This window comes from Bogoriella caseilytica (assembly GCF_003752405.1).
GTDB lineage: Bacteria > Actinomycetota > Actinomycetes > Actinomycetales > Actinomycetaceae > Allobogoriella > Allobogoriella caseilytica.
In genome coordinates, this window is the sequence record NZ_RKHK01000001.1 from 987,191 (window position 1) to 1,002,534 (window position 15,344).

The 15,344-nt window shown below is 70.7% G+C and carries 12 protein-coding genes; 6 read left to right on the forward strand and 6 right to left on the reverse strand.

Going from position 1 to position 15,344, the window contains the following annotated elements:
- Nucleotides 1–52: 52 nt before the first annotated feature.
- Entirely contained in the window at nucleotides 53–1,498 is a 1,446-nt protein-coding gene (locus EDD31_RS04470; protein ID WP_245990888.1) for an MFS transporter, read from the forward strand.
- Nucleotides 1,499–1,787: 289 nt separating this feature from the next.
- On the opposite strand, the gene purL is transcribed toward EDD31_RS04470, so the two are convergent.
- From purL to EDD31_RS04485, 3 genes are all read right to left on the reverse strand, one after another.
- Complete coding sequence (purL, locus tag EDD31_RS04475) at nucleotides 1,788–4,127, reverse strand: phosphoribosylformylglycinamidine synthase subunit PurL (RefSeq protein WP_425453720.1); 2,340 nt, start codon at nucleotides 4,125–4,127, stop codon at nucleotides 1,788–1,790.
- A 78-nt stretch (nucleotides 4,128–4,205) separates the two neighbouring features.
- Complete coding sequence (locus EDD31_RS04480; RefSeq protein ID WP_123303096.1) at nucleotides 4,206–6,362, reverse strand: acyl-CoA dehydrogenase family protein; 2,157 nt, start codon at nucleotides 6,360–6,362, stop codon at nucleotides 4,206–4,208.
- Nucleotides 6,362–7,015 carry a TetR/AcrR family transcriptional regulator gene (locus EDD31_RS04485; protein WP_123303097.1) on the reverse strand — a complete coding sequence of 218 codons (654 nt, stop codon included), beginning with the start codon at nucleotides 7,013–7,015 and terminating at the stop codon, nucleotides 6,362–6,364. The genes EDD31_RS04480 and EDD31_RS04485 overlap by 1 nt, the downstream gene beginning before the upstream one ends.
- 75 nt (nucleotides 7,016–7,090) lie before the next feature.
- Between EDD31_RS04485 and EDD31_RS04490 the strand changes: the two genes are divergently transcribed.
- From EDD31_RS04490 to EDD31_RS04505, 4 genes are read left to right on the forward strand one after another with little or no spacing between them, the layout of a single operon-like run.
- Nucleotides 7,091–8,416 carry an acetyl-CoA C-acetyltransferase gene (locus EDD31_RS04490; protein WP_245990890.1) on the forward strand — a complete coding sequence of 442 codons (1,326 nt, stop codon included), beginning with the start codon at nucleotides 7,091–7,093 and terminating at the stop codon, nucleotides 8,414–8,416.
- Entirely contained in the window at nucleotides 8,413–9,795 is a 1,383-nt protein-coding gene (locus EDD31_RS04495) for a 3-oxoacyl-ACP reductase (RefSeq protein ID WP_123303099.1), read from the forward strand. The genes EDD31_RS04490 and EDD31_RS04495 overlap by 4 nt, the downstream gene beginning before the upstream one ends.
- Complete coding sequence (locus EDD31_RS04500) at nucleotides 9,795–10,688, forward strand: MaoC family dehydratase (protein ID WP_123303100.1); 894 nt, start codon at nucleotides 9,795–9,797, stop codon at nucleotides 10,686–10,688. The genes EDD31_RS04495 and EDD31_RS04500 overlap by 1 nt, the downstream gene beginning before the upstream one ends.
- Nucleotides 10,689–10,719: 31 nt before the next feature.
- Nucleotides 10,720–11,589: a sulfurtransferase gene (locus EDD31_RS04505; RefSeq protein ID WP_123305131.1), complete on the forward strand. Its 870-nt coding sequence runs from the start codon at nucleotides 10,720–10,722 to the stop codon at nucleotides 11,587–11,589.
- 15 nt (nucleotides 11,590–11,604) lie between these two features.
- Here the strand turns inward: EDD31_RS04505 and purQ are convergent, their stop codons facing one another.
- The 3 genes from purQ to EDD31_RS04520 all read right to left on the reverse strand — a co-directional run bounded on the left by purQ (nucleotide 11,605) and on the right by EDD31_RS04520 (nucleotide 13,649).
- Nucleotides 11,605–12,306: a phosphoribosylformylglycinamidine synthase subunit PurQ gene (gene purQ, locus EDD31_RS04510; protein ID WP_123303101.1), complete on the reverse strand. Its 702-nt coding sequence runs from the start codon at nucleotides 12,304–12,306 to the stop codon at nucleotides 11,605–11,607.
- Nucleotides 12,303–12,599, reverse strand: a complete 297-nt coding sequence (locus tag EDD31_RS04515; protein WP_123303102.1) for a phosphoribosylformylglycinamidine synthase subunit PurS — start codon at nucleotides 12,597–12,599, stop codon at nucleotides 12,303–12,305. Before EDD31_RS04515 ends, purQ begins: the two co-directional genes overlap by 4 nt.
- A gap of 69 nt (nucleotides 12,600–12,668) precedes the next feature.
- Entirely contained in the window at nucleotides 12,669–13,649 is a 981-nt protein-coding gene (locus EDD31_RS04520) for a phosphoribosylaminoimidazolesuccinocarboxamide synthase (RefSeq protein WP_211336053.1), read from the reverse strand.
- Between the two features lie 164 nt (nucleotides 13,650–13,813).
- On the opposite strand from EDD31_RS04520, the gene gndA reads away from it, so the two are divergent.
- Nucleotides 13,814–15,250 carry an NADP-dependent phosphogluconate dehydrogenase gene (gene gndA, locus EDD31_RS04525; RefSeq protein WP_123303104.1) on the forward strand — a complete coding sequence of 479 codons (1,437 nt, stop codon included), beginning with the start codon at nucleotides 13,814–13,816 and terminating at the stop codon, nucleotides 15,248–15,250.
- The last annotated feature ends 94 nt before the right edge of the window (nucleotides 15,251–15,344 follow it).

Below are 15,344 nucleotides of genomic sequence, written 5' to 3' on the forward strand. Positions count from 1 at the left end.
CGTCGATGATCTCGACCCCAGCTCATCCGGGCAGAGGTGGTAGACCAGAGCGGTGAGCTCAGCCCCCCACGCCGCGGAGATGCCCGCGCGCGCCCGCTGGAGCGCCTTCGTCATCTGCCTCGGCGCCGGATTCATGGCACTCCTCGACGTCTCGATCGTCAATGTCGCCCTGCCCTCGATCGAGCGGGCCCTTGAGCCCAGCCCGAGTCAACTGCAGTGGGTGGTTGCCGGCTACGGGCTCACCTTCGGGTTGGTGCTCGTGCCTGCTGGGCGCTTGGGTGACGTCTTGTCCCGGCGCTGGGTGTTCGTGTTGGGGTTGAGTGGTTTCGTGCTCGCTGCCGCCGCCTGCGGCTTCGCCCCCACGCCCGAGGTGCTCGTCGGCCTGCGCCTGCTGCAGGGGGTCTTCGCCGGCGTGCTGAACCCGCAGGTGATCGGGTTGATCCAGGAACTCTTCCGCGGCCCGGAGCGCGGACGGGCCTTCGGCTACTTCGGGGCCACCATCGGTATCTCCACAGCGCTCGGGCCGCTCGTGGGTGGGTTGCTGATCGCCGCCTTCGGGCCCGAGGAAGGATGGCGGGCCGTCTTCCTGGTCAATGTGCCCCTGGGTCTGATTCTTGTGCCCCTGGCACTGCGCTATCTGCCCCGCACGGCACCCCAGGCCACCCAGGCACGTATCGACGTCGTCGGGATGCTGCTGATCGCCGCCGCAGTGCTGTGCATCATGTTCCCTTTCGCCTCGGCCAGTGATGCCGAAGCGAACGACGTGCCGTGGTGGCTGCTGGGCGTCGCGACTGTGCTCATCGCCGCCTTCGTGCTCTGGGAGCGGCGCCTGGAGCGCGCTGGAGGATCTCCGGTGGTGAGTTCAGAGCTGATGCGCACCCCCTCCTTCGTGCTGGGTGCTGCCGTGGCCGCGGCCTACTTCGCCGGCTTCACCGGCATGTTCCTCGCCGGCACGCTCTACCTGCAGCAGGGCCTGGGACTCAGTGCTCTCCAGGCCGGACTGACCCTGACGAGCTTCGCCCTGATGGGCGCGATCTCCGCAGCACTCTCCGGCAGGCTGGTGCAGCGCTTCGGGCGGTGGACCGTGGTCACCGGCATCGCTCTGACCGGGATCGGGATGGCCGGAGTGGCCTCCACGGCTGCCACGACCGATGGTCCGCAGACGGCACTCGTGCTGGCCTGCTGGCTCGCGATCGCCGGGCTGGGCAATGGGGCGGTGATTTCCCCGAACCAGGCGCTCACCCTGGCGGACGTGCCCGTCACCCGCGGTGGCTCCGCTGGTGGTGTGCTCCAGACGGGCCAGCGCATGGGCGCCGCCATCGGTATCGCGATCGCAGCGGCGGTCTTCTTCTCCCGCCTCGAGCAGGCGGGCAGCGGCGCGCTGGCCGGTGGCTATGGCCCCGCCATGCGCGCGACCATGGTCGTTGCCCTGACGGCGATGAGTGTCGCCTTCCTCCTCGCACTCACAGACGCGCTACGTCGACGCACCCATCACTAGCCAGCTCCCCCAGCTCCCCCAGCTCCCCCAGCTCCCCCAGCTCCCCCAGACGATTGTGCTCACTCGACGTCGCTATGACACACCGTCGGGCGGCTGAGAACGACGTTTCCTGAGCACAATCGCCCCAGGAAGCCCACGCCCCAGGAAGCCCACGCCCCAGGAAGCCCACGCCCCAGGAAGCCCACGCCCCAGAAGGCCGACGCCCCGGGGGTCGGACGGTCGGCCCATCCCGTCCCGAGGTGTCCCGGCTAGGGGTGTCCCGTCCGGAGGTGTCCTAGCCGGCCGGGGATTAGCCGAAGTACTGCGGGAGGGTCGCCTCGGCGCTGCGGCGGAGTTCGGCCAGGGGAAGGTCCAACGAGGGCGCATCGAGGCCGTCCAGTCCGTCGATCTGCACGCTCTCCCCCCCACTGACGCCGATCCGGGTGATCGGGACGCCGTGCTCGGCCGCCAAAGCCACCAGCTCCCCGCCCTGACCGTCCCGCACGGCGACCAACGCTCGAGCGCCGCTCTCGGCGAAGAGCACGGCGGTGGCGTTCACCCCGTCGCGCTCGCCCACCTCAGCGAGGTCGATCTGCGCGCCGATCCCGAAGCGCAGTGCCATGTCCACCACGGCCTGGGCGAGCCCGCCGGTGGACAGGTCGTGGGCGGCGTGAGCGATGTCGCCGGCCGCGCCCACCAGAACCTCGGCGAGGCGCTTCTCTGCGGCCAGGTCCAGGCGCGGCGGCAGTCCGCCCAGGTGGTCGTGAATGCCGCGGGCCCACTCGCTGCCGTCGAGTTCCTCGGCCGTCACGCCCAGCAGGTAGATCTCCCGGCCGTCCTCGGTCCAGCCCGACGGCGTGACCGTGGCGACGTCGTCGAGGACCCCGAGCACACCCACGACCGGGGTGGGGTTGATGGAGGAGTCGATCTGACCGGGCTCGCCGGTGCCGTTGTACAGGGAGACGTTGCCTCCGGTGACCGGCACACCGAGCTCCTGGCAGGCGTCGGCCAGGCCGCCGATGGCCTCGACCAACTGCCACATCGCATCCGGGTCCTCCGGGGATCCGAAGTTCAGGCAGTCGGTGACCGCCAGGGGACGCGCCCCGACGGTGGCCACGTTGCGGTAGGCCTCGGCCAGCGCGTGGCCGGCGCCGGTACGCGGATCGAGCTTGGCGAAGCGCCCATTGGCGTCGGTGGCGATCGCGACTCCGCGGCCGGTGGCCTCGTCCACGCGGATCACGCCGGCATCGTCGGGCTGGGCCAGCGCGGTATTGCCCTGCACGTACCGGTCGTACTGGTCGGTGATCCACGAGGCCGAGGCCAGGTTGGGTGATCCCACGAGCTGCAGCACCTGGTCGCGTAGCTCCGCGGCGCTGGCGGCGCGCGGGAGGTGGCGGGCCGCTGCGGCGTCGTCGTTGAGTTGGTCCTGCCAGGCGGGCCGGGCAAAGGGGCGCTGGTAGACAGGGCCGTCGTGCGCCACGGTCTTGGGATCGACGTCCACGATCCGGTGTCCGTGGTGATCGATGGTCAGGCGCCCGTCTCCGGTGACCTCACCGATGACGGCGGTCTCCACGTCCCACTTGCTGGTGATCGCCAGGAAGCGCTCCAGCTTCTCGGGGGTGACCACCGCCATCATGCGTTCCTGGGACTCACTCATCAGGATCTCGCCCGCGGTCAGCGAGGGGTCACGCAGCAGCACGTTCTCCAGGTCCACGTGCATGCCGGAGTCGCCGTTGGAGGCCAGCTCCGAGGTGGCGCAGGAGATCCCGGCGGCGCCGAGGTCCTGGATCGCCTCCACCAGGTTCGCGGCGTAGAGCTCCATGCAGCACTCGATGAGCACCTTCTCCATGAAGGGGTCACCGACCTGCACGCTGGGCCGCTTGGCCGGCACGCCGTCCTCGAAGGTCTCCGAGGCCAGGATTGAGGCGCCACCGATGCCATCACCGCCGGTGCGCGCGCCGAAGAGCACGATCTTGTTGCCCACGCCTGAGGCGTTGGCCAGATGGATGTCCTCGTGCCGCAGCACCCCCAGGCACAGGGCGTTGACCAGGGGGTTGCCCTGGTAGGAGGCGTCGAACTCGGTCTCGCCGCCGATGTTGGGCAGGCCCAGGCAGTTGCCGTAGCCGCCCACGCCACCCACCACGCCGTGGACGACGCGGGCGGTGTCCGGGTGGTCCACCGCACCGAAGCGCAACTGGTCCATCACGGCCACCGGGCGAGCACCCATGGCGATGATGTCGCGCACGATGCCGCCGACGCCGGTGGCCGCGCCCTGATAGGGCTCCACGAAACTGGGGTGGTTGTGCGACTCCACCTTGAAGGTCACGGCCCAGCCGTCGCCGATATCGACCACGCCGGCGTTCTGCCCGATGCCCACCAGGAGGTGCTCGCGCATCTCCTCGGTGGTTTTGTCCCCGAACTGCTTGAGGTGCACCTTGGAGGACTTGTACGAGCAGTGCTCGGACCACATCACGGAGTACATCGCCAACTCGGCAGCCGTGGGGCGGCGGCCGAGGATGTCGACGATGCGCTGGTACTCGTTGTCCTTCAGCCCGAGTTCGGCGAAGGGGAGCGTGTCATCCGGGGTGGCGGCGGCGTTGTCCACCGTGTCCGGGAGGGCCTGGTGCGGGGCGGCAGTCACCCGGCGGATTCTACCGGCCCGCACCGATCACCGGAGCGCGACCCAGGGCGCCGATGAGGGCCCAGCGCTCCGGGCTACCCCGCCCGCTCAGTCCTTGGCCTGCTTCAGCGACTTCTCGTCCACCGGCTCCTCACCCGTGGCGCGGCGGCGCCGCAGGTAGGCACGGGCCTCCTCCTGGCGCTCCCCTTCCACGCCGGTGGCGATCTGCGCGCGCAGGTGCTCCTCGCGATAGCCGAAGGCGTCCACCAGATCCCGGGCGTGCGGCCGCAGACGCGCCAGCAAACGCTCGACGTAGCTGGTGACAGTGCGTGCGCGGTGGCCGGAGATGCGCCCGTGGATCAGGTACCAGGCCAGGTCCTTCTCGATGAGGGTGAGCCCGAAGAGGTCCCGCACGGTGGTGAGCACCTCGCGCGTGCCCGGGTCGCGCACCTCGCGGAGCGCCGCGGTGAAGGCCTCCCATTGCAGGAGTTCGGCGTGGGCCCGCGCCGCCTCGATCAACCGGTGCTGGTGGGCATCGAAGATCGCTGCGGCCTCGGCGGGCGGCGCCTTGCGTGCCGGGCGCAGGGCGAGTGCCACCTCTTCGACCATGGTCTCGACCCGGTCCTCGAGCAGCTCCCGCTGGGTGTCGGCCTCGCGCAGATGCCCGGCCGAGCGCGCCTTGGATCCGGAGTCGCGGATGCTCTGGGCTGCGCGGCGCAGCGGGGTGCGGTGCATGGTCATGTCCGCAGCGCGGTCGGCCACCCAGCGCACCGCGCCGGCGACGTCCACCTGAGCCATTTCACGCCCGTAGTCGGTGAGCAGGCGCTTGCCCACCAGCTGCAGCAACACGGTGTTGTCACCCTCGAAGGTGGCGTAGACGTCCATGTCCTGACGCAGTCCGGTCAGGCGGTTCTCCGCAATATAGCCCGCGCCGCCACAGGCCTCGCGCGCCTCCTGCAGCACGTCCAGGGCCAGCCAGGTGTTCACCGGCTTCGCGGCAGCGGCGAGCGTTTCGAGGTCCTGACGGTCCTCGTCAGTGTCGTGCTGCCCGGAGAAGACCCCGTCGAAGCGCTCGAGCAGCTCGTTCTGCGCGAAGGCTGCGGCGTAGGTCCGTGCGAGGAGCGGGAGCAGGCGCCGCTGATGTCGGGGATAGTCGAGCAACACGCGTTCACTCTTGGGATCCTCAGCGGTGAACTGGCGCCGCTCGGTGCCGTAGCGCACGGCGATGGCGAGCGCCATCTTCGCCGAGACCACTGCCGCCCCGGAGAGGGAGACCCGGCCTTGCACCAGGGTGGAGAGCATGGTGAAGAAGCGGCGCCCCGGGCTCTCGATGGGCGAGGTGTAGCTGCCGTCGGGTTCGACGTGGCCGTAGCGGTCGAGCAGGTGGGTCCGCGGCACGCGCACGTGGTCGAACCACAGCCGGCCGTTGTCCACCCCGTTGAGCCCACCCTTGTGCCCGTCGTCCTCCCCGCCGATCCCGGGCAGGAAGCGCAGCTCGCCATCCTCATCGTGCTCGCGGATCGGTACGTAGAAGGCGTGCACACCGTGCCCGACGCCCCGGCTGATGAGCTGCGCGAAGACCACCGCAGCCAGGCCGTGCTGGCCGGCGTTACCGATGTACTCCTTCCGCGCGGCCCGCACGGGGGTGTTGATGACGAAGGACTCGGTCTCGGCGTCGTAGGTCGCCGTCGTCAGGACCGAGGCGACGTCGGAGCCGTGGCCGATCTCTGTCATGGCGAAGCAGCCCGGCACGCTCAGGTCCATGGCTCCGGGCAGCCACTGGCGGTGGTGCTCCTCGGTGCCCAAGTGCAGGATCGCCGCACCGAAGAGCCCCCACTGCACGCCGGCCTTGATCTGCAGGGACGGGTCGGCGACGACGAGTTCCTCGAAGGTCGCGAGGTTGCCGCCCGGATCCTCCCCACCACCGAACTCGACGGGGAAGGCCAGGTGCGGGCGCCCCCGCTCGACCAGCTCACCGAGCTGACGGAAGACGCGGTCGCGATGCTCGGAGGCCGGGAGCCCTTCGATCTTGCGCATGCCCTCGTCGCAGGCGAGATCGCGCGAATCGCGGCGGAAGTGCGCCCATCGCCCGTCCAGCAGCCGGTTCAGCGCCGTGACATCGATGCGGGGCGCGGCGCCATCGCGGCGCTCGGAGCGGGCGGGCGCCGGGCTCGCCGCGCTGACCGGCTTCGCGGCCTGATCCGGGCTCGGCACGGCGGTGGAGGCGGGGGACTGGTTCTGGTGACTTACGGGTGTTGCGGCCATCATTCACTCCGGTTCTCTTCGAGGCCAGCGCCATTGCGGGCCCGGCGTAGGAGGCCAGCGGCGCCGTCCCACAGCCAGGTGGTCAGTTGCCCGGCCACGTCCTCACGCTGGAGCGCGCCGGGATGGTTCAGCCACTCCTCCACCGCCCCGCGGACCAGCCCGACCACGCCGGCCGCCCAGGGCCGCAGGCGTTCGTCCAGGCTGGAATCCTCATCGGGCAAGGCGGGCCGGACGGCGTCGATCACGAGATCGACTACCTCGCCGACGAAACTGCCGAGTTCGCTGTCGCGCACCACGAAGGCATAGACGTTCGGCGAGGCGTTCGCCATCTCCAGATAGACCTCGACCATGCCGGCGATGCGCTCCCGCGGGCCGGACGCACTGGTGGCGGCCTGCTCCAGGCCGTCGTGCATGCGCCGCAGGACCGCACGGCCGACCGCGTCGCGCAGGCCGTTCTTGTCGTGGAAATAGCGGTAAAGCACGGGCTTGGAGATGCCGGCATGGGCGGCGATCTCCGCCATCGAGGCCTCGGGGCCTTGTTCGTGGATGGCATGCCGTGCGGCACGCACCAACTCCGCATGGCGGCTAGCGCGATGGGCGGTCCAGCGCGCGGTCCGGCCATCCGTTGCCGGCGACTGTGCCGTGGGTAACATAGACCGACGGTATCAGGTACCGTCGGTAACGGAACCCCCCGCAGCACAATCCGACTCGACGAAGAGGACGACAACGTGGCCTCCACTCACCGCCAAGCCGCCATCATCGGTGGCAACCGCATCCCCTTTGGGAAAGCCGGGAGCGCCTATGGCTCTGTCGGCAACAAGGACATGCTCACCGCCGCTCTCGACGGGCTCGTGGCCCGCTTCGGCCTGGCCGGGGAACGCCTCGACGAGGTCGCCGCCGGGGCCGTGCTCAAGCACTCCCGCGACTTCAACCTCACGCGCGAGGTGGTGCTCGGCTCCGCGCTGGACCCGCGCACTCCAGCTGTGGATCTCCAACGCGCTTGCGGCACCGGCCTGGAGGCGGTGCTCACCGTGGCGAACAAGATCGCCCTCGGCCAGGCCCGGGTGGGCGTGGGCGGCGGCGTCGACTCCACCTCCGACGCCCCGATCGTGGTCTCCGACCGCCTCCGCAAGGCGCTCCTGCGGGCCTCGCGCGCCAAGACGCTCAAACAGCGGCTCTCCGCGCTGTCCTCGATCCGCCCCGCCGACCTCGCCCCGGTGGCACCGGATACCGGGGAACCCCGCACCGGCTTGACCATGGGTGAGCACCAGGCACTGACCACGGCGCGCTGGGCCATCAGCCGTGAAGCCCAGGACGAGATCGCCTTCGCCTCGCACCACCGGCTGGCCCAGGCCTACGAGCGCGGCTTCTTCGACGACCTGATCACCCCCTACCGGGGTCTCGATCGCGACGAGTCCCTGCGCCCTGACACCTCCCTGGAGAAGCTCGCCACGCTCAAGCCGGTCTTCGGCAAGCAGATCGCGGACGCCGAAGCGACCATGACGGCCGGGAACTCCACTCCCCTGTCCGACGGCGCCTCCACGGTGCTGCTCGCGGACGAGGAATGGGCCGGCGAGCGCGGACTGCCGGTCCTGGCCCGGGTGATTGATGCCCAGGTGGCCTCCACCGACTTCGTCAGCGGCGAGGAGGGCCTGCTCATGGGCGGTGCCTACGCCATCCCGGCGCTACTGGCGCGCAACGAGATGACGCTGGCCGAGTTCGACTTCGTCGAGATTCATGAGGCCTTCGCCGCCACCGTGCTCACCACTCTCGCCGCACTCGAGGATGAGGACTTCTGCCGCACGAGGCTCGGGCTGGACGGCCCGGTCGGGTCGGTCGACCGCGAGCGCCTCAATGTCACGGGCTCCTCTCTCGCCGCCGGGCACCCCTTCGCCGCGACCGGCGGGCGGATCGTGGGCACGCTCGCCAAGTTGCTGCACGAGCGCGGCGAATCCGAGCTGCGCCCGAGCCAGCCGGCCCGAGGGCTGATCTCGGTGTGTGCCGCCGGCGGCCAGGCCGTGACCATGCTGCTCGAAGCCGGAGGTTCCCAGTGAGCGACAAGTACCTGGACCTGACCCGCTCCGGCCCACTGGCCGTCGTCGCCAAGAAGCTCGGACTACCGCGGCCGGCGAAGCTGCGCCGCACCGATCCACGATCCGTGGACACCCCGCTGGTGCCCGGACCGGTGCTCGTGCTCGCCGACGAGGGATCGACGGCGGAGGCGACCACGATCGCCGAGGGGCTGCTCGACTGGGATCTTGACGTCCGCCGCGACTCGCGCCTGCCGGAGCACGAACGCTGGGGCGCGGTGATCCTGGTGCTCACCGGCCTCAGCCACCCTGCGGAGCTGTCCGCCCCGGCCCTGGAGCTGGGCTCAACCCTGCGACAGCTCGCCTCCAGTGCGCGGGTCATCACGCTCTCGCGCAGCGCACCGGCACCGGCTCCGTCCCCCGACGGCGTAGCACCGGCGCTGGCGGCCGCACGTCACGGCGTCGACGGCTTCGTGCGGACCACCGCCAAGGAGATGCGCTCTGGGACCACCGCGAACGGGCTGGTCCTGGCCGAGGGCGTGGAGGTGACCGCGCCGAGCGTGCGCGGGGGCCTACGTTTCCTGCTGTCCGCGCGCTCCGCCTTCGTGGACGGCCAGCTCATCGCGGTGGGGTCCTCCGCGGGCAGTGAGCCGCAGGACTGGGTTCGTCCGCTCGGCGGGGCGGTGGCTGTGGTCACCGGAGCCGCTCGCGGCATCGGCGCCGAGGTCGCGGCCGTGCTGGCGCGCGATGGTGCCCGGGTGATCGGAGTGGACGTGCCGGCCGCCGGTGAAGCGCTGGCGGTCACCATGAACCGGGTGGGCGGCATCGCACTGCAGCTCGACATCACCGCCGCGGACGCCGCTGAACGCATCCTCGAGCTCGCTCGCTCCCGCTACGGCCACCTCGACATCGTGGTGCACAACGCGGGGATCCTGCGGGACAAGACCCTGGCCCGGATGACCGCCGATCGCTTCGACGCGCTGCTGGCGGTCAACATCGCCGCACCCCTGCGCATGAACGACACCTTCGCCGGTGAGCTCGGCGGTGGGACGGCCCCGCGGATCATCTCCCTGGCCTCGACCTCGGGCATCGCCGGCAATCGCGGGCAGAGCAACTACGCCGCCTCGAAGGCGGGGGTGATCGGCATGACCCGCGCCCTGGCCGCGCCGATGGCGCAGCGCGGTGGCACCGCCAATGCGGTGGCCCCGGGGTTCATCGAGACCGAGATGACGGCGTCCATCCCGCCGGTGCCCCGCCAGGTGGCGCGGTGGAGTTCCTCGTTGCAGCAGGGCGGCCAACCGGTGGATGTGGCGGAGACGGTCGCCTTCTTGGCCTCACCGCAGGCCGGCGGGATCAACGGCCAGACCGTGCGGGTGTGCGGCCAGCTGATGGTGGGGCAGTAATGCCGGCGCCCAGCGGATACCGCGAGAAGCACGTCTCCGAGCTCCCCTCCCTCGGGGGGCTCTATGCCCGGGCCGGAGTGCGCGCAGGTGTGCTCGCCGTGCGCCCGCCGCGAACCGGTGGCCTGCCCGAGGTGGCGCTCCGCACCGAGGCACGCGCCGATGCCGCCACTCTGACGGCCTACCAGCAGCTGGTCGGTGAGCCCGGTACCGATGTGCTGCCACCCGGCTATGTACACACGCTGGCCTTCCCCGCCGCCATGGCGATCATGACCCGCCCGGATTTCCCGCTACCCGCCGTCGGCATGGTGCACGTGGCCAACCGGGTCGAGCAGCGCCGCCGGCTGGGATGGGGTGAGGAGCTCAGTGTGCTGGCCTGGGCGGAGTCACCTCGCGAGCACAAGCGCGGGGTCACCATCGACCTGGTCACCGAGGTCAGCGTCGCCGGTGACAGCGGGCAACCTGCGTGGCGGGGCGTCTCGACCTACCTAGCCTCCTCACGCCCGGCGGGCCTGGAGGCTGGACCGGCCGCGGAGCGGGCGGGCTTCCCCGAACCGCCGGCGGCGGCCTCCGCCATCTGGCGTCTCGGGCCGCAGGACACGGCCCGGTACGCCGAGGTCTCCGGTGACCGCAACCCGATCCACACCTCGCGGGTGGCGGCACGGGCCTTCGGCTTCCCGCGGCGCATCGCGCACGGCATGCACACCGCCGCACTGGCCTTGGCCGGGATGCCGAACGCGCTGCGGGGTGAATCCCTCACCTGGAGCGTGCAGTTCGGCAAGCCGGTCGTTCTGCCGGCCACGGTGGGTTTCCGCCCCTCCCCCGATGGCTCCTTCGTGGCGTGGAATCGGCGCTCCGGGAAGATCCATCTCGCCGGGACGGTCACCCCCGGCTGAGCACGAGCGGCCCATGCTCTACGGTGCGGGCATGAGCCTCCTCATCCAGCCTGCCGATCTCGCTCAGCTCCTCCACGGTGAGCGGCCCCCGGCGGTCCTCGACGTTCGCTGGCAGCTCGGCCGCAGCGACGGGCATGAGCAGTACCTCGCGGCGCACATCCCCGGCGCCGTCTACGTGGACCTGGACAGCGAACTGGCCGGTCACGGCCACGCGACCGGCGGTCGGCACCCCTTGCCGACCGCCGCGGAACTGCAGCGCGCCGCACGGCGCTGGGGACTGCGCACCGGCCAACCGGTGGTGGTGCACGACGCCGCGGGCAACGGGGCCGCGGCGCGTGCGTGGTGGCTGCTGCGCTGGGCCGGGATCACGGACGTGCGGCTGCTCGACGGCGGCCTGCACGCCTGGCAGACGGCGGGACTGGATGTGGCCAGCGGCGAGGAGCTGCCGCCGCCCGGTGATGTGGTGGTTGATGTCGAGCGAGGCCCCGACGGTGAGCGCGGCCACCTGCCCACGCTGAGCATGGCGGACGTCGCTGCCGCGGCGCGCGAGGGTGTGCTCCTCGATGCGCGCGCCGGCGAGCGCTACCGCGGCGAGACCGAGCCGATCGATCCGCGCGCCGGGCATATCCCTGGCGCGATCAGTGCCCCCACCACGGAGAACCTCGACGAGGCGGGACGTTTCCTGTCCGCCGACACGCTGCGGCAGCGCTTCGCCGCTCTCGGCGTCGAGGGCCACGCGGTCGCGGTCTACTGCGGCTCCGGAGTGACCGCCGCCCATCAGATCGCCGCCATGGCGGCCGCAGGCTACGACCCGGCCCGGATCGCGCTCTATCCCGGCTCGTGGTCGCAGTGGTCGAACCACCCGGAGCTGCCCGCCGCCACCGGGCCGGAGCCGGGCTGAGTGAGCCCGGCTGAGCTACGCGCTGACCAGGCTCCGGATCGCTGAGGCGAAGAGTCCGAGGCCATCGGTGCCACTGCGTGGCGCTCCGGCCACATCGGGACCGTAACCCTGCTGCACGGCGTGCTCCGGGTGCGGCATCAGCCCGACGACGTTCCCAGCTTCGTTCGTGACGCCGGCGATGTCACGAAGCGAACCATTGGGGTTGGAGCCCAGGTAGCGGAAGACCACCTGGCCCTCACCTTCGAGGCGATCCAGCGTGGCGTCATCGGCCACGAATCCGCCCTCACCGTTCTTCAGCGGGATGGTGATCTGCTGGCCCGGCGCGAACTGATTGGTCCAGGCCGTGGCGGCGTTGGTGACCTCGAGCTGCTGGTCGCGGCAGAGGAAGCGCTGGTGGTCGTTCCGGATGAGCGCCCCCGGCAGCAGGTGTGCTTCGCAGAGAATCTGGAAGCCATTGCAGATGCCGAGGACCGGCAGGCCCCGGCCGGCGGCCGTGACGATCTCGCGCACGATCGGCGAGTGCGAGGCGATGGCGCCCGCACGCAGATAGTCGCCGTAGGAGAAACCTCCGGGCAGCACCACGGCCTCGACACCGGCGAGGTCGGTGTCGGCATGCCACAGCGCCACCGGTTCGCCACCGGCCAGACGCACCGCGCGCTGGGCGTCACGGTCATCCAGCGAACCGGGGAAAGTGACCACGCCGATCCGGCTGCTCACGCAGTCACCTCGGCGGAGATCGCAGCGCCGGAGTCGGCCGGGAGGTCCTCCTCGACGGCGTGGATGCCCACGACGTCCTCAATGATCGGGTTCGAGAGCGTGGTCTCCGCAGCGGCGCGTGCAGCGGCCAGGTGCGCCTCGGTAACAGGACCGTCCACGGCGAGTGTGAAGCGCTTGCCCTGCCGCACATCGGTGAAGGGGTGGCCTTGGCGCGCCAGCGCTCCGGCCACGGCCTTGCCTTGGGGATCGAGGATCTCCTGCTTGGGCATGACCTCGACGACGATGTAACCCACGTGTGCTCCCTAGTAACGACGGCGCTGCCATCCTACTGGGCGCCACACCCGCACAGGGCGCGCGGCGAGCTAGGCGAATTGCTCGCCCGTCAGCCGTTCGAAGGCCTGCACGTAGCGATCCCGGGTGCGCTCGACGATCTCGGCGGGCAAGGGTGGCGGCGGGGCGTCCGCGGCGCGGTCCCAGTTCGCGTCGGGCGAGGTGAGCCAGTCGCGCACGAACTGCTTGTCGTAGCTTGCCTGAGGCCGGCCCGGCTCCCAGTCCTCGGCCGGCCAGAAGCGTGAGGAGTCGGGGGTGAGGACCTCATCTCCCAGGATCAGCCCCGCACTGCCCGGAGACTGTTCGCCCGCGCTCCCCCGACCACCGGCCGCCCCCTGCGGCAGCACGCCGAACTCGAACTTGGTGTCGGCCAGAATGATGCCGGCCTGACCGGCCAGTGCGGCGGCGCGCGAGTAGACCGTCAGAGTGAGGTCGCGTGCGGCCTCCGCCTGCTCGGGCCCCACGATCCGCTTGGCTTGGTCGAGGTCGATGTTCTCGTCATGCTCGCCGATCTCGGCCTTGGTGGCCGGGGTGAAGATCGGTTCCGGAAGCTGGTCGCTCTCCCGCAGACCGGCCGGCAGGTGGATGCCGGTGACGGCCTGAGTACGGCGGTACTCCTCCCACCCCGAACCGGAGAGGTAACCGCGCGCCACGCACTCGATGGGCAGCATGTCGAGCCGGTGGCAGATCATGGCCCGCCCCGCCACGGCGCTGGGCACCTCGGTGGAGACCACATGGTTGGCGACGACGTCGGCAAGCTGCTCGAACCACCACAGGGAGAGTGCGGTGAGGATGCGGCCCTTGTCCGGGATGGGCGTGCTCAGGATGTGGTCGTAGGCGCTGATGCGGTCCGAAGCCACCACCAGCACGACGTCGTCGGTGGAGCCGGCGGCTTCCCCCGCCTGCGCCTCCTGGCCTCCATCACGATCGGGCACATAGAGGTCACGTACCTTGCCGGAGTACACGTGCCGCCAGCCGGGCAGCACCGGCTTCATCTGCTGACCGGATCCCATGGGGCACATCATTCCAGCCGGGCGGGATCGCGCTCGACCCACGCCCAGAACCTGGTCGCAGAACAGCGCCCAGGGCCCTGTCTCAGCCCGCAACCCCGAGTCCTCCTGCTGCCGCGCTGCGCAGTACGGTGTGAGCGGATACACCGCACTCTCAGGAGGATTCGATGAGCCAGCTCGCCGACGTAGGCGTGACCGGATTGGCTGTGATGGGCCTGAACCTGGCCCGCAACCTTGCTCGGCACGGGCACAAGGTGGCGGTGCACAACCGCACCTACACGCGCACCGAGAAGTTCCTCGCCGACCACGGCGAGGAGGGGACCTTCGTCGCCTCGGAATCGCTCGAGGACTTCGTGGCCTCGCTCGAGCGCCCGCGGGTGGCGATCGTGATGGTCAAGGCCGGCATGGGCACCGACGCCGTCATCGACGCGCTCGCCGAACTCATGGAACCGGGCGACATCATCGTCGACACGGGTAACGCGCACTTCCCGGACACCATCCGCCGCGAGCACGCGCTGCGCGAACGGGGGATCCACTTCGTGGGCTGCGGCGTCTCCGGTGGCGAGGAAGGGGCACTCAACGGCCCCTCGATCATGCCCGGCGGCACGGTCGAGTCCTACGAGCGCCTCGGGCCGATGCTCGAGTCGATCTCCGCCCACGTCGACGGCGTGCCCTGCTGCACCCACGTGGGCCCGGACGGTGCGGGGCACTTCGTCAAGATGGTGCACAACGGCATCGAATACGCGGACATGCAGCTGATCGCCGAGGCTTACGACCTGTTGCGCAAGGGGCTGGGCGCCACCCCGGCAGAGATCGGGGAGATCTTCGCCGAGTGGAACACCGGTGACCTGGAGTCCTACCTGATCGAGATCACCGCCGATGTGCTCGCGCACACCGACCCCGAGACCGGCCAGGCCTTCGTCGACATCGTGCAGGACCAGGCCGAGCAGAAGGGCACCGGCCGCTGGACCGTGCAGAACGGCCTCGACCTCGGCGTGCCCATCACCGGGATCGCCGAGGCCACCTTCGCACGATCGCTCTCCGGATCGCTCCCGCAGCGCGAGGCCGGCCGCCGGGCACTCCCCGCCAAGACCGCCGCGTGGGAGGTCACCGACCGCGAGGGCTTCATCGACGACGTCCGCCGCGCGCTCTACGCCTCGAAGGTCGTGGCCTACTCCCAGGGCTTCGACCAGATCGCGGCCGCCTCGGTCGAGTACGACTGGAACATCGATCGCGGTGCCATGGCGCGGATCTGGCGGGGCGGCTGCATCATCCGCGCCCGCTTCCTGGACCGGATCACCGAGGCCTACGAGCGCGAGCCCGATCTTGCTCTGCTGCTCGCGGACCCGTACTTCACCGACGCGGTCTCCGACGGCCTGGAGGCCTGGCGTCGCGTGGTGGCCGGCGCCGCCCAGAACGGGGTGCCCACCCCGGCCTTCTCCTCCTCGCTCGCCTACTACGACGGCGTGCGCTCCGAGCGTTTGCCGGCGGCCCTGATCCAGGCCCAGCGGGACTTCTTCGGCGCCCACACCTACCGGCGCACCGACCGCGAGGGCTCCTTCCACACGCTGTGGTCCGGGGACCGCAGCGAGATCGCCGGCTGAGGCCGGCGCGAAGGCGCGCATCACAGATCGCGGCGCGGTTGCCGACGTCGTTGCTGAGTTCCCCTCAACAACGACGTCGGCAACCTGAGCCGGG